The 21,874-nt window shown below is 71.9% G+C and carries 26 protein-coding genes and 1 riboswitch; of the genes, 6 read left to right on the top strand and 20 right to left on the bottom strand.

Translation table 11 applies throughout. The annotated features are described in order from the left end of the window. Positions 1-9 precede the first annotated feature (9 nt). The 11 genes from AYL44_RS00515 to AYL44_RS00465 all read right to left on the bottom strand — a co-directional run bounded on the left by AYL44_RS00515 (position 10) and on the right by AYL44_RS00465 (position 5,590). Positions 10-186, bottom strand: coding sequence for a CsbD family protein (locus AYL44_RS00515; RefSeq protein ID WP_064001323.1), 177 nt, complete (start codon positions 184-186; stop codon positions 10-12). Between the two features lie 60 nt (positions 187-246). Next, entirely contained in the window at positions 247-861 is a 615-nt protein-coding gene (locus AYL44_RS00510) for a hypothetical protein (RefSeq protein ID WP_064001322.1), read from the bottom strand. Next, a complete protein-coding gene (locus AYL44_RS00505; protein ID WP_064001321.1) occupies positions 858-1,442 on the bottom strand; it encodes a DUF6286 domain-containing protein in 585 nt (194 codons plus the stop codon). Before AYL44_RS00505 ends, AYL44_RS00510 begins: the two co-directional genes overlap by 4 nt. Then, positions 1,439-1,834 (bottom strand): hypothetical protein, encoded by a 396-nt coding sequence (locus AYL44_RS00500; protein WP_064001320.1) that lies wholly within the window; start codon positions 1,832-1,834, stop codon positions 1,439-1,441. The genes AYL44_RS00505 and AYL44_RS00500 overlap by 4 nt, the downstream gene beginning before the upstream one ends. Beyond that, positions 1,834-2,022: a DUF2273 domain-containing protein gene (locus AYL44_RS00495; RefSeq protein WP_064001319.1), complete on the bottom strand. Its 189-nt coding sequence runs from the start codon at positions 2,020-2,022 to the stop codon at positions 1,834-1,836. Before AYL44_RS00495 ends, AYL44_RS00500 begins: the two co-directional genes overlap by 1 nt. Beyond that, the gene (locus tag AYL44_RS00490) at positions 2,019-2,492 is read right to left on the bottom strand and encodes an Asp23/Gls24 family envelope stress response protein (protein WP_064001318.1); all 474 of its coding nucleotides are present in this window, start codon (positions 2,490-2,492) and stop codon (positions 2,019-2,021) included. Before AYL44_RS00490 ends, AYL44_RS00495 begins: the two co-directional genes overlap by 4 nt. A gap of 140 nt (positions 2,493-2,632) precedes the next feature. Next, complete coding sequence (locus AYL44_RS00485) at positions 2,633-2,950, bottom strand: hypothetical protein (RefSeq protein WP_064001317.1); 318 nt, start codon at positions 2,948-2,950, stop codon at positions 2,633-2,635. A 2-nt stretch (positions 2,951-2,952) separates the two neighbouring features. Then, positions 2,953-3,537 (bottom strand): Asp23/Gls24 family envelope stress response protein, encoded by a 585-nt coding sequence (locus AYL44_RS00480; protein ID WP_231872686.1) that lies wholly within the window; start codon positions 3,535-3,537, stop codon positions 2,953-2,955. Next, a complete protein-coding gene (locus tag AYL44_RS00475; RefSeq protein WP_231872685.1) occupies positions 3,534-4,085 on the bottom strand; it encodes an RNA polymerase sigma factor in 552 nt (183 codons plus the stop codon). The genes AYL44_RS00480 and AYL44_RS00475 overlap by 4 nt, the downstream gene beginning before the upstream one ends. 103 nt (positions 4,086-4,188) lie before the next feature. Further along, entirely contained in the window at positions 4,189-5,229 is a 1,041-nt protein-coding gene (locus AYL44_RS00470) for a winged helix DNA-binding domain-containing protein (protein ID WP_064001315.1), read from the bottom strand. A gap of 16 nt (positions 5,230-5,245) precedes the next feature. Next, positions 5,246-5,590: a DUF6054 family protein gene (locus AYL44_RS00465; protein WP_064001314.1), complete on the bottom strand. Its 345-nt coding sequence runs from the start codon at positions 5,588-5,590 to the stop codon at positions 5,246-5,248. 170 nt (positions 5,591-5,760) lie between these two features. Between AYL44_RS00465 and AYL44_RS00460 the strand changes: the two genes are divergently transcribed. Next, positions 5,761-7,419 (top strand): thiamine pyrophosphate-binding protein, encoded by a 1,659-nt coding sequence (locus AYL44_RS00460; protein WP_064001313.1) that lies wholly within the window; start codon positions 5,761-5,763, stop codon positions 7,417-7,419. Positions 7,420-7,430: 11 nt separating this feature from the next. Here AYL44_RS00460 and AYL44_RS00455 read toward each other — a convergent pair whose 3' ends face one another. Genes AYL44_RS00455 through AYL44_RS00445 form a run of 3 tightly spaced genes read right to left on the bottom strand, consistent with a single transcriptional unit; the run spans position 7,431 to position 9,514 of the window. Further along, positions 7,431-7,700, bottom strand: coding sequence for a PLDc N-terminal domain-containing protein (locus tag AYL44_RS00455; RefSeq protein ID WP_231872684.1), 270 nt, complete (start codon positions 7,698-7,700; stop codon positions 7,431-7,433). Continuing rightward, the gene (locus AYL44_RS00450) at positions 7,697-8,665 is read right to left on the bottom strand and encodes a hypothetical protein (protein WP_064001312.1); all 969 of its coding nucleotides are present in this window, start codon (positions 8,663-8,665) and stop codon (positions 7,697-7,699) included. The genes AYL44_RS00455 and AYL44_RS00450 overlap by 4 nt, the downstream gene beginning before the upstream one ends. Before the next feature lie 39 nt (positions 8,666-8,704). Beyond that, positions 8,705-9,514 carry an NAD(P)H-binding protein gene (locus tag AYL44_RS00445; protein ID WP_064001311.1) on the bottom strand — a complete coding sequence of 270 codons (810 nt, stop codon included), beginning with the start codon at positions 9,512-9,514 and terminating at the stop codon, positions 8,705-8,707. Between the two features lie 169 nt (positions 9,515-9,683). Here AYL44_RS00445 and AYL44_RS00440 point away from each other — a divergent pair, with 169 nt between their 5' ends. The 3 genes from AYL44_RS00440 to AYL44_RS00430 are packed head-to-tail and all read left to right on the top strand — an operon-like array spanning position 9,684 to position 12,141. After that, positions 9,684-10,544, top strand: a complete 861-nt coding sequence (locus AYL44_RS00440) for a transporter substrate-binding domain-containing protein (RefSeq protein ID WP_064001310.1) — start codon at positions 9,684-9,686, stop codon at positions 10,542-10,544. A 20-nt stretch (positions 10,545-10,564) separates the two neighbouring features. Next, positions 10,565-11,410 (top strand): amino acid ABC transporter permease, encoded by an 846-nt coding sequence (locus tag AYL44_RS00435; RefSeq protein WP_064001309.1) that lies wholly within the window; start codon positions 10,565-10,567, stop codon positions 11,408-11,410. Continuing rightward, entirely contained in the window at positions 11,407-12,141 is a 735-nt protein-coding gene (locus tag AYL44_RS00430) for an amino acid ABC transporter ATP-binding protein (RefSeq protein WP_064001308.1), read from the top strand. Before AYL44_RS00435 ends, AYL44_RS00430 begins: the two co-directional genes overlap by 4 nt. Positions 12,142-12,492: 351 nt before the next feature. Here AYL44_RS00430 and AYL44_RS00425 read toward each other — a convergent pair whose 3' ends face one another. After that, positions 12,493-13,383 (bottom strand): bifunctional methylenetetrahydrofolate dehydrogenase/methenyltetrahydrofolate cyclohydrolase, encoded by an 891-nt coding sequence (locus AYL44_RS00425; RefSeq protein WP_064001307.1) that lies wholly within the window; start codon positions 13,381-13,383, stop codon positions 12,493-12,495. A gap of 124 nt (positions 13,384-13,507) precedes the next feature. Beyond that, positions 13,508-14,782 (bottom strand): serine hydroxymethyltransferase, encoded by a 1,275-nt coding sequence (gene glyA / locus AYL44_RS00420; protein ID WP_064001306.1) that lies wholly within the window; start codon positions 14,780-14,782, stop codon positions 13,508-13,510. Between the two features lie 37 nt (positions 14,783-14,819). Continuing rightward, a riboswitch (ZMP/ZTP riboswitch) is annotated at positions 14,820-14,903 on the bottom strand. Positions 14,904-14,970: 67 nt separating this feature from the next. Here glyA and AYL44_RS00415 point away from each other — a divergent pair. Both AYL44_RS00415 and nagA read left to right on the top strand, forming a co-directional pair. Beyond that, positions 14,971-16,449: a family 20 glycosylhydrolase gene (locus AYL44_RS00415; protein WP_064001305.1), complete on the top strand. Its 1,479-nt coding sequence runs from the start codon at positions 14,971-14,973 to the stop codon at positions 16,447-16,449. Further along, positions 16,437-17,585 (top strand): N-acetylglucosamine-6-phosphate deacetylase, encoded by a 1,149-nt coding sequence (nagA, locus tag AYL44_RS00410; RefSeq protein WP_064001304.1) that lies wholly within the window; start codon positions 16,437-16,439, stop codon positions 17,583-17,585. The genes AYL44_RS00415 and nagA overlap by 13 nt, the downstream gene beginning before the upstream one ends. 144 nt (positions 17,586-17,729) lie before the next feature. On the opposite strand, the gene AYL44_RS00405 is transcribed toward nagA, so the two are convergent. The 4 genes from AYL44_RS00405 to AYL44_RS00390 are packed head-to-tail and all read right to left on the bottom strand — an operon-like array spanning position 17,730 to position 21,874. Continuing rightward, on the bottom strand, positions 17,730-18,626 hold the full coding sequence (locus AYL44_RS00405) for an ROK family protein (protein WP_064001303.1): 897 nt from the start codon (positions 18,624-18,626) through the stop codon (positions 17,730-17,732). A 1-nt stretch (position 18,627) separates the two neighbouring features. Further along, the gene (locus AYL44_RS00400; RefSeq protein WP_064001302.1) at positions 18,628-19,590 is read right to left on the bottom strand and encodes a carbohydrate ABC transporter permease; all 963 of its coding nucleotides are present in this window, start codon (positions 19,588-19,590) and stop codon (positions 18,628-18,630) included. Then, positions 19,587-20,558 carry a carbohydrate ABC transporter permease gene (locus AYL44_RS00395; RefSeq protein WP_064001301.1) on the bottom strand — a complete coding sequence of 324 codons (972 nt, stop codon included), beginning with the start codon at positions 20,556-20,558 and terminating at the stop codon, positions 19,587-19,589. Before AYL44_RS00395 ends, AYL44_RS00400 begins: the two co-directional genes overlap by 4 nt. Positions 20,559-20,611: 53 nt before the next feature. After that, positions 20,612-21,874, bottom strand: coding sequence for a sugar ABC transporter substrate-binding protein (locus AYL44_RS00390; protein ID WP_064001300.1), 1,263 nt, complete (start codon positions 21,872-21,874; stop codon positions 20,612-20,614).

Here is a 21,874-nt window from a genome sequence, read left to right as displayed (position 1 = left end):
TGGTGAAGGTCAGTCCTTCTTGAAGGCGTCCTTCACGTTCTCTCCGGCCTTCTTCGCGTCGACCTTGGTCTGGTCGGCCTTGCCCTCAGCGACGAGCTTGTCGTTGTCGGTGGCCTTGCCGATCGCTTCCTTCGCCTTGCCGGCGATGTCCTGAGCGGCGTTCTTGATCTTGTCGTCGAGTCCCATGAGGGTCTCCTTTCTGTGTGGGGTGGGTGAACCGGTGCCTGGTTCGAGGTGTGGAATGGGTCAGCTGACCCGGGGAGCGTCCGGGGCGAGCCTGCTGCGCAGTCCGCCGTGGACGGAGACGAAAGCGGGGGTCTCGGTGCCGGTCACGGCCGCGAGTCCGTCGACGAGACGGTCGACGTGGTCGACGATGCGGCGTGGATCGGCCCCCTGACGGGCGGTGACGCTCACGTGGAGGACCGGCTCGTCCTGCACGGTGTGCGCCGTGACCGACGCCGCCACGACGTCGTCCTGCCGGCTCAGCGAGTTCTTCACCGCGTCGGCGGCGAACGACTCGGTGACCGTCACCCGGCCGAGCGGGTTCTGCGCCCCGCTCGAGCGGAGCACGGTCTTGGAGCGCCGGCTGATGAGGGTCGTCAGGGCCGCGATGAGGATCACCGCGATCACGACGGCGACCGCCGTCGCCCCGATGACCGCCCAGCTGAGGGTCGTCCCGCCGATCGTGGTCGCATCACCCGCGGCGCGGAGCGCGTCGATCGCGGCGGAGCCGGACGACGCCCAGACCTCGCCCACGGCGGCGATCGCGGCGGCGGTGGCCGCCCCTCCCCCGACGACGAGCAGGACGAGACCGACGAGGAAGAGCACGGTGCGGTTCAGCGCACGGTTGGTGTCGTTCATGCCGACTTCTCCTCTTCATCGGTGCGTTCGATGCGAACGCGGGTGCGGACGGGGCGGGCGAGCTTCAGCGCGGCGACCTCCGCCGCGGTGACGGTCTCGACCTGGCCCCTGTCGATCGGGATGCCGGCTCCCGGCCGGACGGTGACGTCGATGCTCCGGTGCGCCACCCCGACCGTCACGCGGTCGCGGGCGAGACCCGTCTCATCGCTCACCCGCTGGGCGAGGGACGAGGCGAGCACACCGTTGTCGATGACGGCGGCGCGGCCACCGGCATCCACTTCGTGCTTGGACAGGCGTCCCGGCGCGAGGGCGAGGACGAGGAGCCACACACCCAGCGCGGCGACGCCCAGCCCGCCTGCCACAGCGGCGGCGACGGGGACGTCGGTCGGCAGGGCGGCGACCCATGCGAGCGCCGCCATCGGCCGCACGAGCAGGGGCGGCAGCGCGGCGAGCGCGAGGATGAGTTCGACCGCGACGTACAGGCACGCCAGGACGGCCAGGAGGACGACGAGCGCGAAGGCGACGCTGCGCGGCGAGTGTGTCTCGCGGCGCACGACGCGACGCAGCACAGGAGTGGTCATCGCACACGCCTCCTTTCCGGTGTCAGGGCACCTGTCACGGTGATGTCGACCCGGGCGATGTCACGCCCGAGGAGGTGGGTCAGTCGGTCGCGCAGCTGCTCCTGCATCCGCGCGGCGCGCTCGAGGACGGGGACGGTGCTCTGCACCGCCTCGAGGTCATCGAGGTCGGGGACCGGCAGGGGGCTCGAGACCCTCAGAGCCATGCCATCCCGTCGATCGGCGACACCCACGGAAACCTTGCCCCGCGGGACGCCGATGACATCGGCGGACACCGCCCGCGCGATGGCGACGAGCACGCGCTCGGCGACATCGGTACGGCCGGCGACGCCGGGCTCCACGGCGGCGGGTCGCGAGGACCCGCCGACCGCGGTTCCGTCGGTGTCGATACGCATCAGGACGTACGCCGTCCCGTGAAGGCATCTGTCACGGCCCGCAGATCGAGCTGGCCGGACACGACGCGTCCGATCACGGCACCGACCGCCATGAACAGGCCCACGAGCAGGAAGCCCCAGAACCCGAACACGAGAGCGGCGACGGCGAGTACGGCGCCCAGGACGGCGCCCTTCATCGTGGCACTCATGAGACGCGCGACTCCTCGTGCTCCTCGTCCTCGTCACCCGGGACGTGGACGTCGTCGACGGTCACGTTGACCTCGACGACCTCGAGCCCGACGAGGCGGGTGATGGCACCGGCGACGGCGTCACGCACCTGCGAGGCGACCTGGTGGACGGGCGTCGGGTACTCCACGACGATCGTGAGGTCCACGGCGGCCTGGGTCTCGCCGACCTCGACCTTCACGCCCTGACCGAGGTCGGTGGCGTTGATGGCGTTGCGGATCGCGCCGAGGGCGCGTGCTCCGCCGCCGCCCAGCGCGTGGACACCCGGGATCTCACGGGCGGCGATACCGGCGACCTTGGCCACGACACCGTCGGCGATGACCGTGGTGCCGTTCGTGGCGGACGAGGTCTCGTCGATCTTGGGCGTGGTGCGGTCCACGCGACCGGCGCCCGGCGTGACGGGAGCGGTGGTCTTGGGGGTCTCAGTGGCCATGGTTCTCCTCTTTCTCGAACGATCTGGCGACGCCCTTGCGGTGCGTCGTGGGCCGCTGTCTGTCGGCCTCGTACATAAGAGGGCCGGGCGTCCCGATTCGTCACAAAAAAGTTCGGAGAATCTTCGGCGGAGTTCTGAGGTCAGTGGATCCGGGCGATCTGGATGCTGATCCGCGCGTCGTGGGGCGTGTTGGCCAGCAGCGCGTCGGCGACGCGGCGGGCGGCGTCCGGGGTGCTGTCCTGCGACGCGGTCGCGATCCGCGCGGCGACCAAGGGCACTCCGTCGCGCACGGTGACGGCGACCTCCGCCATCCGGTCATCGGCCTTGCCGGCCGCAGCGGCGATGAGTCCCGGGATGCGGGTGACCGCCGATCGCGGCGAGTAGACGTCGGTCACCCCGTCGACGGCCCGCACGCGGGCGACGAGGTCGGGCTGGTCGTCGGAGATGGGCTCGGACATGCTCACTCCTCCCCTTCTGTGCCGTGGAGTTCCTCGACGGCGACGTTGACGGCGGTGACGTTCAGTTCGGTGTGCTCGGCGAGGACCCGGTAGACGAGGTCGCGCAGCGCGGAGGTGAGATCGGGGATCGACCTGCCCCAGGCCACCGATGCGGTGAGATCGATGCGGACGGGGGCGCCGGGCGTCTCCGCGTCCCCGACGATCTCGGTCCGCCCCAGGTAGATCCCGTCGAGGGCGTCGGCGCTCGAGCGCACCAGCGATCGCACGGCCCCCTCGGTGACGGTGATGGTCACGCGGGGATCGGGGTGGTGGATCGGGAAGCTGCGCCCGGCGCGGAGCTCGGAGTGGATCACCGAGAGGATGCCCTCGAACCAGCTCTCCGGGGGCCGCGGCATCCGTTCGGCGTCGTCGGCGACCAGGTCGCGCGAGAGCTGGCCGACACGCTCCAGCGCCTCGACGGCGTTGAGGCAGTCGGGGCAGGACTCGATGTGCGGATCGCGCGGCGTGCGCCCCGCCTCGACGTAGCTGCTGAGCTCGTCGATCGTGCGGCCGCAGTCGAGGGTCGAGGAGTCATCGTCAGCGCTCATCGCCATCCCTCCATCTCGATCGCGATGCTCGCCCGCGCACGTGCGAGCAGTCCTCGGACGGTGCTGTCGGTCATGTTCATCTCTTCTGCGATCTCGGCGTAGCTGAGTTCAGCCACTTCTCGGAGCAACCAGCATCGCCGTTGATCCTCTTTGAGTCGATCCAGCGCCCGCGAGAGAGCGGCAAGACGCTCGTTCTGGATCGCGGATCTCTCGGGCTGAGCAGCGGACGACGGGGGCAGGGTCGCGTCGTCGAGAGCATCCTCTCGCGACCTGCGGGTGGCCAGGGCCAGCGCCTCCCGCCCCGCGATCCGCATCAGCCAGGACTTGACGGCCGAAGGATCGCGGAGGGTGGGGAGCTGCTTCCAGGCCGTCACGAACGCATCCTGAACGACGTCGTCGGTGTCGGCGACGGACTTCACGATGCGGTACACGTAGGCGCGCACGAGGGAGGAGTGCCTGCGCAGGATCTCGCCGAAGGCGGCGGTGTCGCCGTCGACCGCCCGCTGGACGAGGATGCGGTCGGGTACCTCGTGCAGCGGAGAGACCATGACGCGCTCCCTCCCGTGCGGCCTCCTCGGGCGGGCCGGCTGGTGCCGACGCTAACCGTGGCGTCGGATCGCAGAAACTTCTTGCGTACCCGCACGCGAACGGCTAGGCGAAACCGAAGAAGCGTCGCGCGCGTTCGAGCGCGGCGCCGACCCCGGCATCCGTCTCGCCGTCGAACAGCGTGGCCTCTGCGGCCCCCGTCGCCCCCTTCGCGAGCGAGAGCCGCCACGTGCCGACGGCCACGCCGCGGCACAGGATGACCGGCCGCATCATCCCGTTCGCCGTGGGGCCGACCGTCACCCGATCGCCCGCGCCGAGCCCGATCGTCCGGTCGGCGTACGACAGCGTGTACTCGTCGAAGGCCGGTAACGCGAGGGTCGCGGCATCCGCTGCGGGGCGCGGCACCGGGGACGCGCCGGGGAGGGCGAAGAGCCCGTCACCGACGGAGGCGATCCGGTCCTTCGCGCGTTCCCGCGCGGCGCGCGCCAGGCCCGCGGGGATCCCCGCCCACCACGCGAAGTCCGCCGTCGATGCCGGCGCGTGTCCGCGGAGGTAGGCGACGAGGAGGTCCACCGCGGCGTCGTCGCCGACGGCGCCCCCGTCAGGCAGCGCTACGAGGAACTGCTCGCGGGTGACACCGTCATCGCGCGGGACGACGGGACCGAGGCCCAGTGCGCCCCGGAAGGAGAGAGCGAGCAGAATGCCGCCGGCCTGGCGCGCGGAGGTGACGACACCGTCCCGTTCGAGCGCCGTCGCGAGGTCGGCGCGCGTCAGACGACCCTCGACGGCCACCGCGGCCCGGAAGACGCGCTCGGCCCGGTCGAGCACGTCGGGATCGACGCCGATCGCGCGCAGCTGCCGCGCGCCCGTGACCGCGAGGATCGCGGCGACGGACGACGGCGTGACCGTGTGGAGCGTGCCGCGCTGCGTCCACGCCCGGACGAGGTGTCCGTCGTCGAACGCCCGGTCGACGTCCGCGACGGAGATCTCCCCCGCGGTCCGGATGCCGAGGGCCCACCGCCCGGCGCCGAAGTCCTGCGCCTGCAGGGCGCCCAGATGCTCGGCGACCTCCACGACGCTCGCCGCGGGCGAGGCGAGCAGGTGCGAGCGGAGCCGGTGCGCGCGGACCGTCGCGGCATCCGTCATCTCGGCATCCGCACGCTCAGGCCGACGTCGCGTACGGCTCGAGCGCGTCGATCACGCTCGAGGCGAAGTCGGCGCTCGCGCCCCAGTCGAAGCGGAACAGCGCCCCCTCGCCCCCGCCGGATCCGCGGAAGACGGCCTTCGTCGGGCCGGCGAGGTTCTCGATCACGACCGTGAGGGACGCGCGACTGCTCGTGCGCATGTAGTACTTCTCGAAGATCAGCAGCGCCATCTGGTGACCGGACTCCGTCGCCGTGGCGTGCTGCCCCACGCACTCGACCGTCATGCCCGACGACTGCACGTGGTCGAGGACGATGCGTGCCGCGTCGAACGGGGTGAGGCTGATCTCCATCGTCTGAAGCATGACCGCAGTGTGGCACGCGGGCGTGATTCCCGCACGCGTCGTGGCTACACTGAATGCCGTCCAGGGCCGCGACCGACCCTGGTGCTCGGAAAAGGGGCACGCAGCCACCCGCGACGCCGCGGGGAGCGAGACACATACGGCATCCGTCGTCATCGTGTCCAGGAGCATCCATGCCCACCGTCGCCGCCCACGTCGCCTCCGCCCTCGCCGCCCACATCGACCACGTCTTCGGCGTGATGGGCAACGGCAACGCCCTCGTCCTCGACGCCCTCGAGCGTCGCGACGACGTCACCTTCACCGCCGTCCGCCACGAGGCGGGCGGGGTCGTCGCCGCCGACGCGCACCATCGGGCCGGGGGCGGGCTCGCCGCCGCGACCGCCACCTACGGCGCCGGGTTCACGAACACGCTCACCGCGCTCGCCGAGGCGGCACAGGCCCGGGTGCCGCTCGTGCTCGTGGTCGGCGACGAACCGACCTCGGGTCCGCGGCCGTGGGACGTCGACCAGCTCTCGCTCGCCTCGGCCGTCGGCGTCCGCACCTACACGGTCGGACGGACGGATGCCGCGGCCACGACGGTCATCGCCATCGAGCACGCCCTGTCGTTCCGCATCCCCGTCGTCCTCGCGATCCCCTACGACGTCGGCGGCCGCGAGGCGGGCGAGATCCCCGCGACACCCGATCCGGTGCTGCCCACCCCGCTCGTACCCACCGGTGCGCACGCCGAGGCGACCGTCGCGACGATCGGGCGTCTGCTCGCCGCGGCGGAGCGACCCCTGCTGCTCGCCGGCCGCGGCGCGTGGACCGCGGGGGCCGGCGGCGAGCTCGGACGTCTCGCCGACGCAACCGGTGCGCTGACGGCATCCACCGCCCTCGGCCGGGGAATCTTCCCGCGCGCGGAGTTCGACCTGGGGGTCACGGGCGGCTTCGGGGCCGAGCGGGCCATGGCGACGGTCCGCGAGGCCGACGTCGTCGTCGTCTTCGGCGCCTCGCTCAACCAGTTCACGATGCGCTTCGGCGAACTGTTCGCCCCCGACGCGACGATCGTTCAGGTCGACGTCGCACCCGCGGCGACGCATCCGCAGGTCGGCCGGTACCTGCGGGCGGATGCCGCCCTCGCCGCGCGGACGATCGCCGACGAGCTCGAGCGTCTCGGCGGCGGCGCGTCGCGCTGGCGGGAAGGCGTCGACGTCGCCGCACTGCGCGCGCGGGAGCACGGTGATGGGATCGCCCCCGACGGCCGGCTCGATCCCCGCAGCGCGGCGGCGGCCATCGCGGAGCTGCTGCCCGAGGACCGCGTCGTCGTCTCGGACGGGGGCCACTTCATCGGCTGGGCCAACATGTTCTGGCCGGTCGCCTCACCCGACCGCATGATGATGGTCGGCACCGCCTACCAGTCGATCGGGCTCGGCTTCCCGTCGGTCCCCGGTGCGGCGACGGCGCGGCCCGAGTCGACGATCGTCCTCACGACCGGCGACGGCGGCGGGCTCATGGCGATCGCCGACCTCGAATCCGCCGTGCGGGTCGCGCGCGGCCGGGGCCTCGCGGTCGTCTGGAACGACGGCGCGTACGGCGCCGAGGTGCACTTGTACGGGGTGATGGGACTCGCGCGCGGGCCGATGGAGATCCCGGAGGTCGACTTCGCCGGCCTCGCCCGCGCCGTCGGCGCCGAGGGCGTCGTCGTGCGTACGCTCGACGACCTCGACGCGCTCGCACGCTGGCGGGAGCTGCCCGCGGACGAGCGCCCGTTCCTGCTGCTGGACCTGCGCGTGTCCGGCGCCGTCCGCGCGCCGTACCAGGAGGAGATCCTGCAGGTGAACCTGCGGCGCTGAGGCGCGGACCGTCAGGCGCGGGAGTCGGGACGGCCCTCGAGACCGGCCCGCCGGCCGACCGCGAGCCAGGCCACGGGGCCGAGGACCGGGACGAGCAGCACCACGAGCGTCCAGGCGAGCGCCTGCACCGACGTGAAGCCTCGCCCTGCGCGCGCGAGCGACACGAGCGCGACGACGGCGAGCGCGACCACGATCACCGTGACGAGCGACCAGACCACGTCGTAGACGGACGGGAGCAGCGGGTTGACGATCACGTCCTCGAAACTACGCGATGCGGTCACCGCGCGGCATCCCACCACTGCAGCGCGCGGAGCGCGAGGAAGGTGAGCCAGCGCGAGGGCTGCCCCTCGGGAGCGTCGACATCGAACCAGCGGCGCCCTTCGAGGACGCGACCCTGGTGCCACGTCCCGTCGGGCTGCTGCGCTGCCCGCACCAGGTCGACGGCGTCGGACAGTCGCTCGTCGGGGGCGACGCCGTCGTGCAGGGATGCCTCGCGGAAGTGGTCGAGGGCGGCGAGTGCGCTGTAACGGTGCCGGTTCGGGTAGACGAACTGCGTCACGAAGGGTCCGACCAAGTCGCCGGTCGACAGCCGGTACAGCAAGCGGCGCTCGAGCAGATACTCCTGACCGCGTCGGCGACTGTCGCGCAGGGCGGTGTCGCCCGTGAACTCCTCGTAAGCGAGCATGCCCCGCAGGGCGTTGAGGGTCGAGTGGAACGAGCTGCGGACGGAATCACCCTCCTCGGCCTCGCAGTTCCACCCGCCGTCGGCGAGCTGATGCTCGGGGAACCACTGCGCGAGCCGAGAGACGTCGGCGCCGAGCCAGGCCCCGGTCCCGAGCGTGAAGGCGTTGATGCAGACGTCGACCTCGCCGCCCCAGTAGGGCAGGTCGTCGTACTCCCACCGGCTGTGGCGGTCGAGCTTGTCGGCGGTGTCCCCGAGGGCGGATGCCGGGACTCCCCACTCGCGCAGATCCTTCAGCGTCCAGGTCGTCGCCGTCCACGGCTGCCCCGGCATCTCCGATTCGGGGCTGCCGAAGAACCCGGCCGGGAAGTACGCGCCGCCCTCCCACTGTCCGTCCTCACCCTGCTGCGCGAGCAGGGCCGCGCCGTACCCCTCCGTCGCGACGCGGGCGCGCGTCGCCTGCCACACCTCGGCGGGCTCCCCCGCGAGGTCGCGCTCGACCTGCCATCGCAGCGACGGGTCGGAGTCGCGCAGCCAGTCCAGGATCCGGGGATCGACGCTCATGCGCTCATCCTCCCGCGCGCCACCGACACCGGCCAGAGGTCAACGCTCGCGCGCACCCGCATCGGCGAGCATCTCGCCGTAGCCGTCCTCGAACGTCGGGTAGACCAGCGGGCCGACGACCGAGCGCAGCAGCGCGCCGTCGAGCACGGTTCCGCGCCGATCACCCGGTGCGCCGCGCGGCGGCACCGGCACCCCCAGGCGCCCGGCGAGGAAGGTCACGACCTCGCCGAGCGTGGCGGGGCGCTCATCCGCGCCGTGCAGCACGCGCGGCGGGGCGTCCGCCGCGAGCAGGGCAAGGATCGTCCGCACGACGTCGGTCTCGTGGATGCGGTTGGTCCGGCGCTCGTGGTCGACCGGCGCACCGGCCTGGACCTGGCGGATGAGGCGGTCGCGTCCGGGCCCGTAGATCCCCGCCGGCCGCAGGATAACCCCGTCCAGCAGGTCGACAGCACGCACCTCACCGTCGACGAGTTGCTGCGCGCGCGGACCCGCCGGGCGCGGATCGTCGGCCTCGGTCAGCGGCCGGTCGTCGCCGTACCCCTCGAAAACGCGCGTCGACGACACCCACACCGTCCGCCTCGGCGCCGCCGGGAGCGCGGCCGCGAGATGGCTCGCCGCCATAGCGAGGAAGTCGTCGTCCCCGGGCGGCAGCGTCACGACGACGGCGTCCACGGCCGGCAGCGGGCGTTCCAGCGGACGCGAGAGGTCGGCCGCGATGTGGTGATCGTCGGGCTCGGATGCCGCCGACCGCCGCAGTGTCCAGACCTCGCCGCCCGCGTCGCGCAGCGCGGCCGCGACACGCGAGCCGATCCGACCAGAACCGACCACGAGCGTGCGAGAGGGAGTCACCCCGTCATCCTCTCAAGCGAGCGGCGATGACGGGCGTGTAACAAAGCGACGCTCCGGGGCCCGCGGCATCCCTCCCCGCGCGAGAATGAGGGTCGGCACCCGCCCGATCGCGCGGCGTCGCCACCCGAACCCCCTCGACCGAGCCTGCTCGGCGCCTCCGGAGGCCCTCATGTCCCGTCGTCCCGCCCTGCGCACCGCACTCGCGGCATCCGCTGCCGCCCTCGCCCTGCTCCTCGGAGGCTGCGCGTCGAGCGCCGCGCCCAGCGCATCGTCTTCGTCGGATGCCGGCCCCTCCCCCGACGACTACGTCACCCCCGGCAAGCTGACGATCGCGACCGGCGAGACCGCGTACGAGCCGTACGTCATCGACGACGACCCGGAGTCCGGCGAAGGCTTCGAAGCCGCCGTCGCCTACGCCGTCGCCGACAAGCTCGGCTTCGCGAAGGACGACGTCGAGTGGGTGCGGACGAGCTTCGACGCGGCGATCGCTCCGGGGCCGAAGAGCTTCGACTTCAACGTCCAGCAGTACACGATCACCGACGAGCGCAAGCAGGGCGTGGACTTCTCGTCGCCCTACTACTCCGCCAGCCAGTCGCTGATCGCCCTCAAGGGCGGGAAGGCCGACGGCGTCACCGACCTCGCGGGGCTCAAGGACATCACGATCGGCGCGATGGCGAACTCCACGAGCGCCCTCACCCTCGACGCGCTCGACCTCGGGCTGAAGCCGAAGCTCTACAACTCGAACGAGGACGCCACCGCCGCCCTGAGCGCCGGCCAGGTCGACGCCGTCGTCCTCGACACCCCGACCGCGTACGTCGCGGTGAACTTCTACATCGAGAACTCGTTCTTCGTCGGCGAGCTGCCGAAGTCGGGCATCGAGGACCAGTGGGGCCTCCTCCTCGCGAAGGACTCGCCGCTGACCCCCGCCGTCAGCGCCGCCGTCGACGAGCTCCACGAGGACGGCACCCTCGCCGACCTCGAGGAGAAATGGCTCTCGGGTCTGACCGAGGGCGTCACCGAGCTCCAGTGAGGGCGCGCTAGCGTCGATCCGTGACCACCCGCATCCCGAGCGAGCTCGAGCTCGACCGTCGCGCCTACCGGCGCGGCCGCGAACGGCGATCCGTGCTGATCGCCATCGCGTCGACCCTCGTCTTCGCCGTCGTCGTCTGGGCGACGGTGATCAACACCGAGGGCTGGTCGAAGGTCCAGCAGAGCTTCTTCGACCCCGCCGTCGCGCTGCAGGCGCTGCCCAAGGTGTGGGACGGGTTCCTCGTCAACCTCACCGTCCTCGGCATCTCGATCTTCACGGTCGGCGGCGTCGCACTGGTGATCGCGTTGCTGCGGACGCTTCGCGGTCCGGTGTTCTTCCCGGTCAGGATGCTGGCGGCCGGCTACACCGACCTGTTCCGCGGCCTGCCGTTCATCATCGTCCTCTACCTGGTCGGGTTCGGTCTGCCGACGATCGTCGGCGAGCGGATCGACGAGCTGTTCCTCGGTGTGCTCGCGGTGACCCTCACCTACTCGTCGTACGTCGCCGAGGTGATCCGCGCGGGAATCGAGTCGGTGCACCCGTCGCAGCGCCTCGCCGCCCGCGCCCTCGGTCTCAGCCACGTGCAGACCCTCCGCCGGGTCGTCCTGCCGCAGGCCCTGCGCAAGATGACGCCGGCGCTCATGAACGACTTCATCTCGATGCAGAAGGACGTGGGACTCATCTCGATCATCGCGGGGATCGACGCGATCGCCGGGGCGCGATCGGTGACCGCGACGACGTACAACTTCACGCCGTACGTCGTCGCCGGCATCCTTTTCATCCTGCTCGCGATCCCCACGATCCGACTCGCGGACTGGTACACGGCGCGGCTGCGCGAGCGCGAGCAGACGGGATCGGTGCTGTGAGCGCGGTCCTGCGAGCCACCGGCATCCACAAGTCCTTCGGCGACCGCGAGGTGCTGAAGGGCGTCGACGTGTCACTCGCCGCGCACGAGGTCGTCGCCCTCATCGGCGCGAGCGGCTCGGGCAAGTCGACGCTGCTGCGCTGCCTCGGACTGCTCGAACCCATCGACGACGGGCAGATCTTCCTCGGCGACGAGGACATCTCCGACCCTCGTGTCGACGGCAACCGCGTGCGGGCACGGCTCGGCGCAGTGTTCCAGAGCTTCAACCTCTTCCCGCACCTGTCCGTGCTCGACAACGTGACGCTCGCCTCGCGCGTCGTGCACCGTGTGCCGCGGCGCGAGGCCGAGACCCGCGCTCGCGAGCTGCTCGCCCGCGTCGGCCTCGCTGACAAGGCGAAGGACCACCCCGACCGACTGTCGGGGGGTCAGCAGCAGCGTGTCGCCATCGCCCGCGCGATCGCCACCGACCCCGAGGTACTGCTGCTCGACGAGATCACGTCCGCGCTGGACCCCGAGCTCGTCGGAGAGGTCCTGGAGCTCGTCCGCGATCTGGCGTCCGAGGGCGCGACGATCCTCATGGCGACGCACGAGATGGCGTTCGCCCGCGACGTCGCCGACCACGTCGTCTTCCTCGACGCCGGCACGATCGTGGAGCAGGGCCCGCCGTCGGAGGTACTCAGGCATCCCCGCGAGGAGCGCACCCGCGCCTTCCTCGCCCGCTTCACCGCCTGAGGCCCCGCGCGGGTCACTCCCCCGTCACGACACGCCGCGCACCCCCGCAGATTGCGACGGGCGAGCGGCGTCGGGCACCACCCCCACGGCTCCCCTGTCACGACACGCCGCGCGTCTCCGCAGATTGCGACGGGCGAGCGGCGTCGGGCACCACCCCAGCGGCTCCCCTGTCACAACACGCCGCGCGCCCCCGCAGATTGCGACAGGCGAGCGGCGTCGGGCACCACCCCAGCGGCTCCCCTGTCAGGACACGCCGCGCGCCTCCGCAGATTGCGACAGGCGAGCGGCTTCCGAAGACGAGAACGAGGGATGCCGGGCGACACCCGGCATCCCTCGTTCACGACATGTGCGTCAGGCGCGCAGGCCCGCCGCGCGCTCGGCGACCTCGACGACGTTCGTCATGAGGAGCGCGACGGTCATGGGGCCGACGCCGCCGGGGTTCGGCGAGAGCCAGCCGGCGACGCCGGCGACGTCCGGATGCACGTCGCCGTAGACGCGGCTCTTGCCGGTCTCGGGGTCTTCCTCGCGGGTGACGCCGACGTCGAGCACCGCCGCGCCGGGCTTCACGTGCTCGGCGGTCACGATGTGCTTGACACCCGCCGCGGCGACGATGACGTCGGCCTCGCGCAGGTGCGCGCCGAGGTCGGTCGTGCCGGTGTGGGTGAGCGTGACGGTCGCGTTGTACTCGCGGCGCGTGAGCAGCAGGCCGATCGAGCGGCCGATGGTGACGCCGCGGCCGACGACGACGACGTGCTTGCCCGCCAGGTCGTACCCGTTGCGCACCAGCAGCTCGATGACCCCGCGCGGCGTGCAGGGCAGCGGCGAGGTGATCGGGGTGTTGACGTTCAGCACCAGGCGACCGAGGTTCGTCGGGTGGAGGCCGTCGGCATCCTTCTCGGGATCGATCCGTTCGAGGATGCGGTCGGTGTCGAGGTGCTTCGGCAGCGGCAGCTGCACGATGTACCCGTGGCACGTCGGGTCGGCGTTGAGCTCGTCGATCAGCGCTTCGACCTGCTCCTGCGTCGCGTCGGCGGGAAGCTCCCGCTGGATCGAGTTCATCCCGATCGCTTCGGACTGCCGGTGCTTCATCCCCACGTAGAGCTGGGATGCCGGGTCCGCACCCACGAGCACGGTGGCGATCCCGGGCGTCACACCGTGCTCCTTGAGCACGGCCACTCGCTCCGCCAGCTCGGTCTTGATCGCGGCCGAGACCGCCTTGCCGTCGAGGACCGCCGCGGTCATCGTGTCTCCTGTCGTCGCCCCTCGACCGCGAGACTGCACCGGCAGCTCGAGACCGCGGTCCGCGACCGCTGTCTCGTGGCGCGCGTGCAGTCTCGCGGGCGGAGGAGGGGGCGGATGGCGGGGGTCACTGCTGGAGGCCGGGGTACAGCGGGAAGGCGTCGGCGAGCGTCGCGACGCGCGCGCGCAGCGCCTCGAGGTCGGCACCCGGCTGCAGCGCGAGCGCGATGACGTCCGCGACCTCGGTGAACTCGGCGTCGCCGAAGCCGCGGGTCGCGAGCGCCGGGGTGCCGATGCGGAGCCCCGACGTGACCATCGGCGGGCGGGGGTCGTTCGGGACCGCGTTGCGGTTGACGGTGATCCGGATCTCGTGCAGCAGGTCCTCGGCCTGCTTGCCGTCGATCGCCGCGTCGCGCAGGTCCACGAGGACGAGGTGCACGTCGGTGCCGCCGGAGCGGACCGAGATGCCGGCATCCTTCACGTCCTGCTGCGAGAGCCGGTCGGCGAGGATCGCCGCGCCCGAGACGGTGCGCTGCTGGCGCTCCTTGAAGGCGTCGGATGCCGCGAGCTTGAACGCGGTCGCCTTCGCGGCGATCACGTGCATGAGCGGGCCGCCCTGCTGACCCGGGAACACCGCCGAGTTGATCTTCTTCGCGATGTCGGCGTCGTTCGTGAGGATGAAGCCCGACCGGGGACCGCCGATCGTCTTGTGCACCGTCGAGCTGACGACGTGCGCGTGCGGCACGGGAGAGGGGTGCAGACCCGCCGCGACCAGACCGGCGAAGTGCGCCATGTCGACCCAGAGGAGCGCGCCGACCTCGTCGGCGATCGCGCGGAAGGCGGCGAAGTCGAGCTGGCGCGGGTAGGCCGACCAGCCGGCGATGATGACCTTCGGCTTGTGCTCGAGGGCAAGTCGCCGCACCTCGTCCATGTCGACGAGCGAGGTCTCGGCGTCGACGCCGTAGGCGACGATGTCGTACAGGCGGCCCGAGAAGTTGATCTTCATGCCGTGCGTCAGGTGACCGCCGTGGTCGAGTGACAGGCCGAGCAGCGTGTCGCCGGGACGGGCGATGGCGTGCAGGACGGCGGCGTTGGCGGATGCGCCGGAGTGGGGCTGAACGTTGGCGAACTCCGCGCCGAACAGCGACTTGGCGCGCTCGATGGCGAGCTCTTCGGCGACGTCGACAACCTCGCAGCCGCCGTAGTACCGGCGGCCGGGGTAGCCCTCGGCGTACTTGTTGGTGAGGACGGAGCCCTGCGACTGCAGCACCGAGACGGGAACGAAGTTCTCGGAGGCGATCATCTCGAGGAACCCGCGCTGACGGTCGAGCTCGCGCTCGAGCACATCGGCGATCTCGGGGTCGACCTCGGACAGCGGGGCGTTGAACAGCGAATCGGTCATGCGATCTCCTGACGACGGCTTTCGGGATGGGTGATCTCGCATCGGCCCAGGCGCGCGGTCGAATGCCGTGTCAATCGCTCCCCGGTGGTAGCCCACCTCAACGCCAGTCGCGACACTGCGAGCATAACGGATGCCGCCGCTGCTAGGCTGGCCCGATCGGTTTTGTTAGGACACCTTACAGAACGGCGGTGGCGGTGCTCCCCCTCCCCCTCGTGCCCCTTCCCGCAGACGTCGCCCTCGCGGACGGCGCGCCGTACGCGCTGACCGGGGCGACGGTGACGGGCGATCCGGATGCCGCCGCGCACCTGTGCGCGCTCCTCCGGACGCGCACGGGACTCGACCTCGGCACGGGTGACGGCATCGCGCTGGCGGTCGACGGGTCGGGCCCGGCGGAGTCGTACCGGCTCGAGGCGGCGGCCACCGGCATCCGGATCACCGGAGCGGATGCCGCGGGCCTCTTCTACGGCGTGCAGACCCTCGTCCAGCTGGTCGCACGCGACGGCGGCGCGTGGGTCGTCCCCGCCGTGCGGATCATCGACAGCCCGCGGTTCGCGTACCGCGGTGTCATGCTCGACGTCGCACGGCACTTCCACGACCTCGACACCGTGCGGGCATACATCGACCGTGCGGCATCCCTCAAGCTCAACGTCCTGCACCTGCACCTGTCGGACGATCAGGGCTGGCGGCTCGAGCTGCGCTCGCGCCCTGAGCTCACCGCGGAGGCGTCGGCCACCGCCGTCGGCGGCGCCCCCGGCGGGTACTACACGCAGGACGACTACCGCGCGATCGTCGCGTACGCAGCATCCCGGCACATGACGGTCGTGCCCGAGTTCGACATGCCCGGCCACACGCACGCCGTCGGCCTCGCGTACCCCGAACTCGCAGAGGCCCCCGCCGTCGAGGTCATCACCGAGGGGTCGACGCCGGTCGCCGGCGAGCCCTACACCGGGATCGGCGTCGGGTTCTCGTCGCTGCGCATCGGCGACGAAGCGACGGATGCCTTCGTGCGCGACGTGTTCGCCGAGCTCGCCGAGCTCACCCCCGGCCCGTGGCTGCACTTCGGCGGCGACGAGTCGCTCGGCACGACGCCCGAGGACTTCGCGCGTTTCGTCGCGCACGCGAGCGCCGCGATCACGGCGCTCGGCAAGACCCCGGTCGCCTGGCACGAGGCCGGCGCCGCGGCGGGTCTCGCGCCCGGCACGGTCGGTCAGTTCTGGGGCTTCGTCTCGCCGACGGATGCCGAGGCCCGCCACGCGCGCGCGTTCGCCGAGCGGGGCGGCCGGCTCATCCTGTCGCCCGCCGACGCGGTCTACCTCGACATGAAGCCCACCGCAGACTCCCCGCTGGGGCTCACCTGGGCGAACGGCCCGACGAGCCTCGCCCGCGCGTACGACTGGGAGCCTACCCGTGTCGTGGACGGTGTCGACGAGGCGGCGATCCTGGGCGTCGAGGCGCCCCTGTGGACCGAGACCGTCGCGACCCTCGAGGACATCGACGCCCTCGCGTTCCCCCGCATCGCGGCAGCGGCGGAGATCGCCTGGTCGAACGCGTCGGGCGCGGAGCGCACGTGGGAATCCTTCCGCAGCCGGGTCGGCGGTCTCGGACCGCTGTGGACGACCCTCGGCATCCGCTTCCCCGCCCTCGAGGAGGTCCCGTGGACGACCTGAGCCGCATCGTCCACTCGGCCCGACTCGTCGACGGCGGCACCGAGACCCCGGACGCGTGGATCCACGTCGTGGCCGGCCGCGTCGCGGCATCCGGCACAGGTGACGCCTGGCGCGGGCTCGACGCGGACGAGCTCGTCGACGCGCGGGAGGTCGCCGGCGACGCGGCTCTGCTCACGCCCGGCTTCGTCGACCTGCACGGCCACGGCGGCGGCGGCCGGGCGCACGAGGAGGGGCGCGATGCGATCCTCGCGGCCCGCGCGCTGCACCTCGCCCACGGCACGACCCGCGCGGTCATCTCGCTCGTCGCCGGCTCGCCGGCGGATCTGCAGACCCGCCTCGGTGTCATCGCGGATCTGGCGGGGACGGATGCCTCGGTCCTCGGCGCGCACCTGGAGGGACCGTTCCTCGACCCGGGTCACCACGGCGCGCACGACCCCGCACTTCTCGTTCACCCGACACCCGACGCGATCGAGGCGCTGATCGCCGCCGCGCGCGGCTCGCTCGTGCAGGTGACCCTCGCCCCCGAGCTGCCCGGCGGACGCGACGCGATCGCACGCCTCACCCGCGCCGGGGTCGTCGTCGCGGTGGGACACACCTCCGCCGACGCCGACCTCGCCCGCGACGCGTTCGAAGCGGGCGCCACGCTGCTCACGCACGCGTTCAACGCGATGCCCGGCCTGCACCACCGCGCCCCGGGCCCGGTGGCCGCGGCGACCGGCGACCCGCGTGTGACGATCGAGGTCATCGCCGACGGCGTGCACGTGCACCCCGACGTCATCCGCATCCTCTTCGCCGCCGCCCCCGGCCGCATCGCGCTCGTGACCGACGCGATGGCCGCCGCCGGGGCGACCGACGGGACCTACCGCCTGGGATCGCTGTCCGTCACCGTGCAGGCGGGCGTCGCGCGCCTCGCGGACGGCACGATCGCGGGGTCGACCCTCACGCAGGACGCCGCCCTCCGCACCGCCGTCGCGGCGGGCGTGCCGCTGCCAGCCGCCGTCACCGCAATGACGACCACACCCGCGCGCACGATCGGCCGGCCGGAGCTCGGCTCGCTCACCGTTGGCGCCGTCGCCGACGCGGTGCTGCTCGACGCCGATCTGCAGGTGCGGCGGGTGTTCACCGGCACGGTCTGACGCGGCATCCGCTCGGGTGGTGCGCGCCGCGGCGCGATCCGTACTCAGTCCGCGGGGTCCGCGCCGGCGCCCCGGATCAGGCACCCGTGGGCCGTTCCGCCCGTGAGCGAGTCTCCGAGACTGAGTTCGGTACGGCGGCCGGTCTCAGACCCCGGTCACCGCGGTCGCGCCCGCCAGGAGCGCCGCGCCCCGCGCACCGACCGGCGCGTTCCGGGGCGTCGACACCACGCGATCGGCCAGCTCCAGCGAACCCAGGAAGGCGGATCCGGATGCCGCAGTGGCCAGGGCCGTGCGCACCGGATCACGCAACCGCTCGCCGAGGTGCGACACCCCGCCGCCCAGCACCACGACATCCACGTCGGCGGTCAGGACGAGCAGCTGCACGGCCGAGGCGACCCCGCGCACGACGTCCGCGCGCAGGCCCGCGGCGAGATGGTCGCCCGCCTCCGCCGCGTCGAACACGTCGGCCACCGGAAAGGTCGCGGGCCTCGCCCAGCGGGCGGCCACAGCCGCACCACCGGCGAGGGCCTCGATGCAGCCGCGCTGCCCGCACGAGCAGGCGGGCCCGGCGGGGTCGACGCTGACGTGGCCGATCTCGCCCGCGGCGCCGCGCGCGCCGCGCCACGGCATCCCGTCCCCGACGATGCCCGCGGCGATGCCGGTTCCGAGATTCAGGTAGGCGATCGACCCGGCACCGGGGAGGAGGGACGCCGCGCCGACGGCGGCCGCGCGGACGTCGTTCTCGACGACGGGGCGGAGCCCGGTCCGGGCGCCCACCACCTCGGCGAGGTCGAGCACGTCGATGCCGAGGTTGAGCGCGTGGCGCACGACACCGTCCGGCGACACCTGACCCGGCACCCCGATCCCCAGCGCGTCCGGGCGCGCGCCCCCGGTCACGACCGTGACGACGGCGACGATTCCGTCGACCACGGCCTCCGGGCCCCAGCCGGTCGCCCGCCGCTCCTCGGCGATGACGCGTCCGGCGTCGTCGAGCGCGACGGCGAGGGTCTTCGTGCCTCCGACATCCACTCCGATGCGCACGTCAGCCCTTCACGGCGCCGGACACGAGTCCACCCGACATCCGTCCCTGCACGATGAGGAAGAAGACGACGACGGGGATCGAGATGAGGGTGGATGCCGCCATCACCGCCCCCCAGTTGGTGGCCTCGGTCGCGGACTGGAACGACAGCAGCCACGGCGGCAGGGTCAGGTTCTGACCGCGCAGCAGCAGGAGCGCCATCGTGAACTCATTCCACGACTGGATGAAGGCGAACACCCCCGTCGCGACGAGGCCGGGGGCGAGCAGCGGGAAGGTCACCTTCCAGAACGCCTGCGAGCGGGTGCAGCCGTCGATCATCGCGGCCTCCTCGAGGTCGACCGGGACGCCCGCGACGAACCCGCGAAGGGTCCAGATCGTGAAGGGGACGACGGCGGCGACGTAGACGATGCCTAGCCCGACGAGCGTGTTCATGAGACGCCAGTCGTCGATCATCCCGTAGATCGTGAACATCATCGCCTCGCCCGGGATCATCTGGACGATCAGCACCGCGACGATGAAGGACCGGCGCCCGCGGAAGCGGATGCGGGCGACCGCGATCGAGGCGAGGAAAGCGACCAGCAACGTGACGACGAGCACACCGACGGTCACGAGCCCCGAGCTGAGGAGTCCGTGCACGAAATCGGTCTGCCCGGGCGCCGCGGGCCGCGTCCACGCGGTCTCGTAGTTGCGGAGCGTGAAGTCCAGCGGCAGGAAGCTCGGGGTGCGGCTGATGATCGACTCGCCGCTCGTGAACGACATGTTCAGCATCCAGTACACGGGGAAGACCGAGCAGGCGAACACGACGAGGGCGGCGACGTTGAGCAGGATGCGGCCGAGCGGCGAGCGCCGCGGCCGCCGCGCCGCGAGCGACCCGGTGACGGGCGACTTCGCGTGGCCGACGGGTCCGGCGACCTCGTCGACGCCGACGGTCGAGAGCTGGGCGGCGGGGGTGATCTGGGTGCTCACAGCTCCTCCTCCTTGAGAGTCGTGCGGACGTAGCCCCACGAGAGGGCGAGCAGGAGGATGACGGTGAGCACGCCGATCGCGCTCGTCACCCCGAACTCCCCCACGCCCTGCCGGAAGATGTAGGTGCCGAGCACGTTCGTCTCCGAGACGAGACCGCCGCGCTGCTGGAGTGTGTAGACCTGCGTGAAGATGCGGAGGTTCCAGATGACCTGGAGCACCACGACGACGGTGACGACGTTGCGGAGGTAGGGGTAGACGACCAGGCGGAAGCGCTGCAGCCCGGTCGCGCCGTCGAGCGACGCCGCTTCGAGCACCTCGCCCGGCACCTGACCGAGCGCCGCGTAGAGCGTGAAGGCCGCGAACGGGACGCCCTGCCAGACGACGATGATCGTCAGCACGACGAAGAACGACCACGGGTCGAGCAGCCAGGAGTGGTTCGTGAAGTCGCTGGTCCCGGTGACGGTGTTGAACAACCAGTTCACGAGCCCGTACTCGGCGTCGAAGATCCACCCCCACACCGTCGTGGCCGCCAGCGGCGGCATCGCCCACGCCAGGAGCAGCCCAATCGACACGAGCAGCCGCCAGCCGCGCGTGAGGCGCGTCATGAGCACCGCGACGAGGGCGCCGAGCCCGACGATGAACACGGTCATGACGAGCATGAGTCCGAGGCTGCGCACGAGCACCGCCGGGAAGTCCGACGCGGTGAACACCTCGAGGTAGTTGGCGAACCCGACGACGTCGGGCAGGGTCCCCTGCACCTTGTTGCGGATCGAGTAGTCCGTGAACGACTGGACCACCATGAGGACGGCCGGGTAGCCCACCATCACCGCGAGGATCACGAGGGACGGACCGAGCAGGGTCAGTGCCGCCGCCCCGTCCTTGCGACGACGCGCACGTTCGCGCGCGGCGCCGGCGAAGCGGTCGCGGGGTGCCCGCGCGGGAGCGGGCCGGGTCAGGGTGACGGTCATCGGCATCCTCCGGGAGAGGGGTGCAGGGGGCGTCGCCGCCCCCTGCACCGGGGTCACGAGTTGAGGATCGACTCGATCTGGCCGTCGAGCTCGGTCGCGATCTGCGTGACGTCGCCGCCCTGGGCGATCTTCACGAGCGCGTCCTTGATGACGCCCGCGGACTCGACCTCGGCCCACTTCGGGCTGGCCGGGACGGCCTTGGAGGATGCCGCTGCCTTCGCGGCCTCGGCGGTGATGGCGTCGTCGGGCAGGTACTGCGCGAACGAGGTGCGCGCGGGGATGAGGCCGTTCTCGGCGAGGATCTTCTGGTAGCCCTCGGAGAGGATGATCTCGAGCGCCGCCTGGGCCTTCTCCTGCGCGTCGGACTTCGCCGCGATGGCGACGTTCGAGCCGCCGGCGAAGACGGGGGCGACCTCGCCCGCGCTCAAGCCGGGCAGGGCGAAGGCGGCGAGATCCTTGCCGGCGCCGTCGGGGCAGCCCGGCGCTTCGGCGTCCGCCGGCGCGAGGATCGACCACTTCACCCATGCGGGCGCCGACAGGAACCCGATCTCGTCGGCGCAGAAGGGCACCTGCGGGTCGGCCTCGTCGGCGTCGGCGGGAGCGATGGTCGCGTTCTCGTAGACGTCCTGCAGCATCGTCAGGCCGGCGACGCCGCCCTCGCTCGAGAACCCGCCGACCCAGGTGTCGCCCTCGAGAGTGGCGATCTCGCCGCCGTTCGCCCAGACGTAGGGCAGGGCGTTGTACCAGTCCTTGCCCGGCGCGTAGATGCCCGACTTCGTGGCGGTGGTGGCTGCGATGCCGCCCTTCACGTAGTCCTCGAGGGTGGTGGGGATCTCGCCCGAGAAGGTCGACGGCGAGTAGAACACGACGCGCGACCCGGCGTAGTAGGGCGCCGCGTAGAGCGTGCCGTCCTCCGATCCGAGGTCGACGAAGCTCTGCAGCATGTCGTCGCCGCCGAGGTCGTCCTGGATGCCGGAGAGGTCGGCGAACAGGCCCTGCGAGATGAATCCGGGGGCCTGGGTGTTGCCGACCTCGACGATGTCGGGCGCATCGTTGGACGACAGCGCGGCGACGTACCCTTCGGCGGTGTCGGCCCAGGTCTTCTCCTCGATCGTGAGGGTCCACCCGTCGTTCTGCTCCTCGAAGGTCTTCTCGAGGTAGTCGCGCGCGTCTTGGGGGGTGTCGGTGCCGACGAGCCAGACGGTCAGGTCGCCGGTCTCGGCGCTTCCTCCCGCGGGGGTCGAGGCGCCGGCGCAGCCGGACAGGACGAGGGCCGACGCGCCGAGGAGCGACAGTGCTCCGAGGGTCTTCTTCAT

The organism is Microbacterium oleivorans (assembly GCF_001644225.1).
Lineage (GTDB): Bacteria > Actinomycetota > Actinomycetes > Actinomycetales > Microbacteriaceae > Microbacterium > Microbacterium gawkjiense.
This window is presented reverse-complemented; position numbering and strand designations above follow the sequence as displayed.

Excerpts from the sequence above, each read along its gene's own strand:
- AYL44_RS00475 (WP_231872685.1), bottom strand. The coding sequence starts at position 4,085 with ATGGTCTCTCCGCTGCACGAGGTACCCGACCGCATCCTCGTCCAGCGG.
- AYL44_RS00485 (WP_064001317.1), bottom strand. The coding sequence starts at position 2,950 with ATGTCCGAGCCCATCTCCGACGACCAGCCCGACCTCGTCGCCCGCGTG.
- AYL44_RS00395 (WP_064001301.1), bottom strand. The coding sequence starts at position 20,558 with ATGACCGTCACCCTGACCCGGCCCGCTCCCGCGCGGGCACCCCGCGAC.
- glyA (WP_064001306.1), bottom strand. The coding sequence starts at position 14,782 with ATGACCGATTCGCTGTTCAACGCCCCGCTGTCCGAGGTCGACCCCGAG.
- AYL44_RS00425 (WP_064001307.1), bottom strand. The coding sequence starts at position 13,383 with ATGACCGCGGCGGTCCTCGACGGCAAGGCGGTCTCGGCCGCGATCAAG.
- AYL44_RS00460 (WP_064001313.1), top strand. The coding sequence starts at position 5,761 with ATGCCCACCGTCGCCGCCCACGTCGCCTCCGCCCTCGCCGCCCACATC.
- AYL44_RS00490 (WP_064001318.1), bottom strand. The coding sequence starts at position 2,492 with ATGGCCACTGAGACCCCCAAGACCACCGCTCCCGTCACGCCGGGCGCC.
- AYL44_RS00510 (WP_064001322.1), bottom strand. The coding sequence starts at position 861 with ATGAACGACACCAACCGTGCGCTGAACCGCACCGTGCTCTTCCTCGTC.
- AYL44_RS00495 (WP_064001319.1), bottom strand. The coding sequence starts at position 2,022 with ATGAGTGCCACGATGAAGGGCGCCGTCCTGGGCGCCGTACTCGCCGTC.
- AYL44_RS00505 (WP_064001321.1), bottom strand. The coding sequence starts at position 1,442 with ATGACCACTCCTGTGCTGCGTCGCGTCGTGCGCCGCGAGACACACTCG.
- AYL44_RS00440 (WP_064001310.1), top strand. The coding sequence starts at position 9,684 with ATGTCCCGTCGTCCCGCCCTGCGCACCGCACTCGCGGCATCCGCTGCC.
- AYL44_RS00390 (WP_064001300.1), bottom strand. The coding sequence starts at position 21,874 with ATGAAGAAGACCCTCGGAGCACTGTCGCTCCTCGGCGCGTCGGCCCTC.
- AYL44_RS00480 (WP_231872686.1), bottom strand. The coding sequence starts at position 3,537 with ATGAGCGCTGACGATGACTCCTCGACCCTCGACTGCGGCCGCACGATC.
- AYL44_RS00450 (WP_064001312.1), bottom strand. The coding sequence starts at position 8,665 with ATGAGCGTCGATCCCCGGATCCTGGACTGGCTGCGCGACTCCGACCCG.
- AYL44_RS00500 (WP_064001320.1), bottom strand. The coding sequence starts at position 1,834 with ATGCGTATCGACACCGACGGAACCGCGGTCGGCGGGTCCTCGCGACCC.
- AYL44_RS00470 (WP_064001315.1), bottom strand. The coding sequence starts at position 5,229 with ATGACGGATGCCGCGACGGTCCGCGCGCACCGGCTCCGCTCGCACCTG.
- AYL44_RS00465 (WP_064001314.1), bottom strand. The coding sequence starts at position 5,590 with ATGCTTCAGACGATGGAGATCAGCCTCACCCCGTTCGACGCGGCACGC.
- AYL44_RS00515 (WP_064001323.1), bottom strand. The coding sequence starts at position 186 with ATGGGACTCGACGACAAGATCAAGAACGCCGCTCAGGACATCGCCGGC.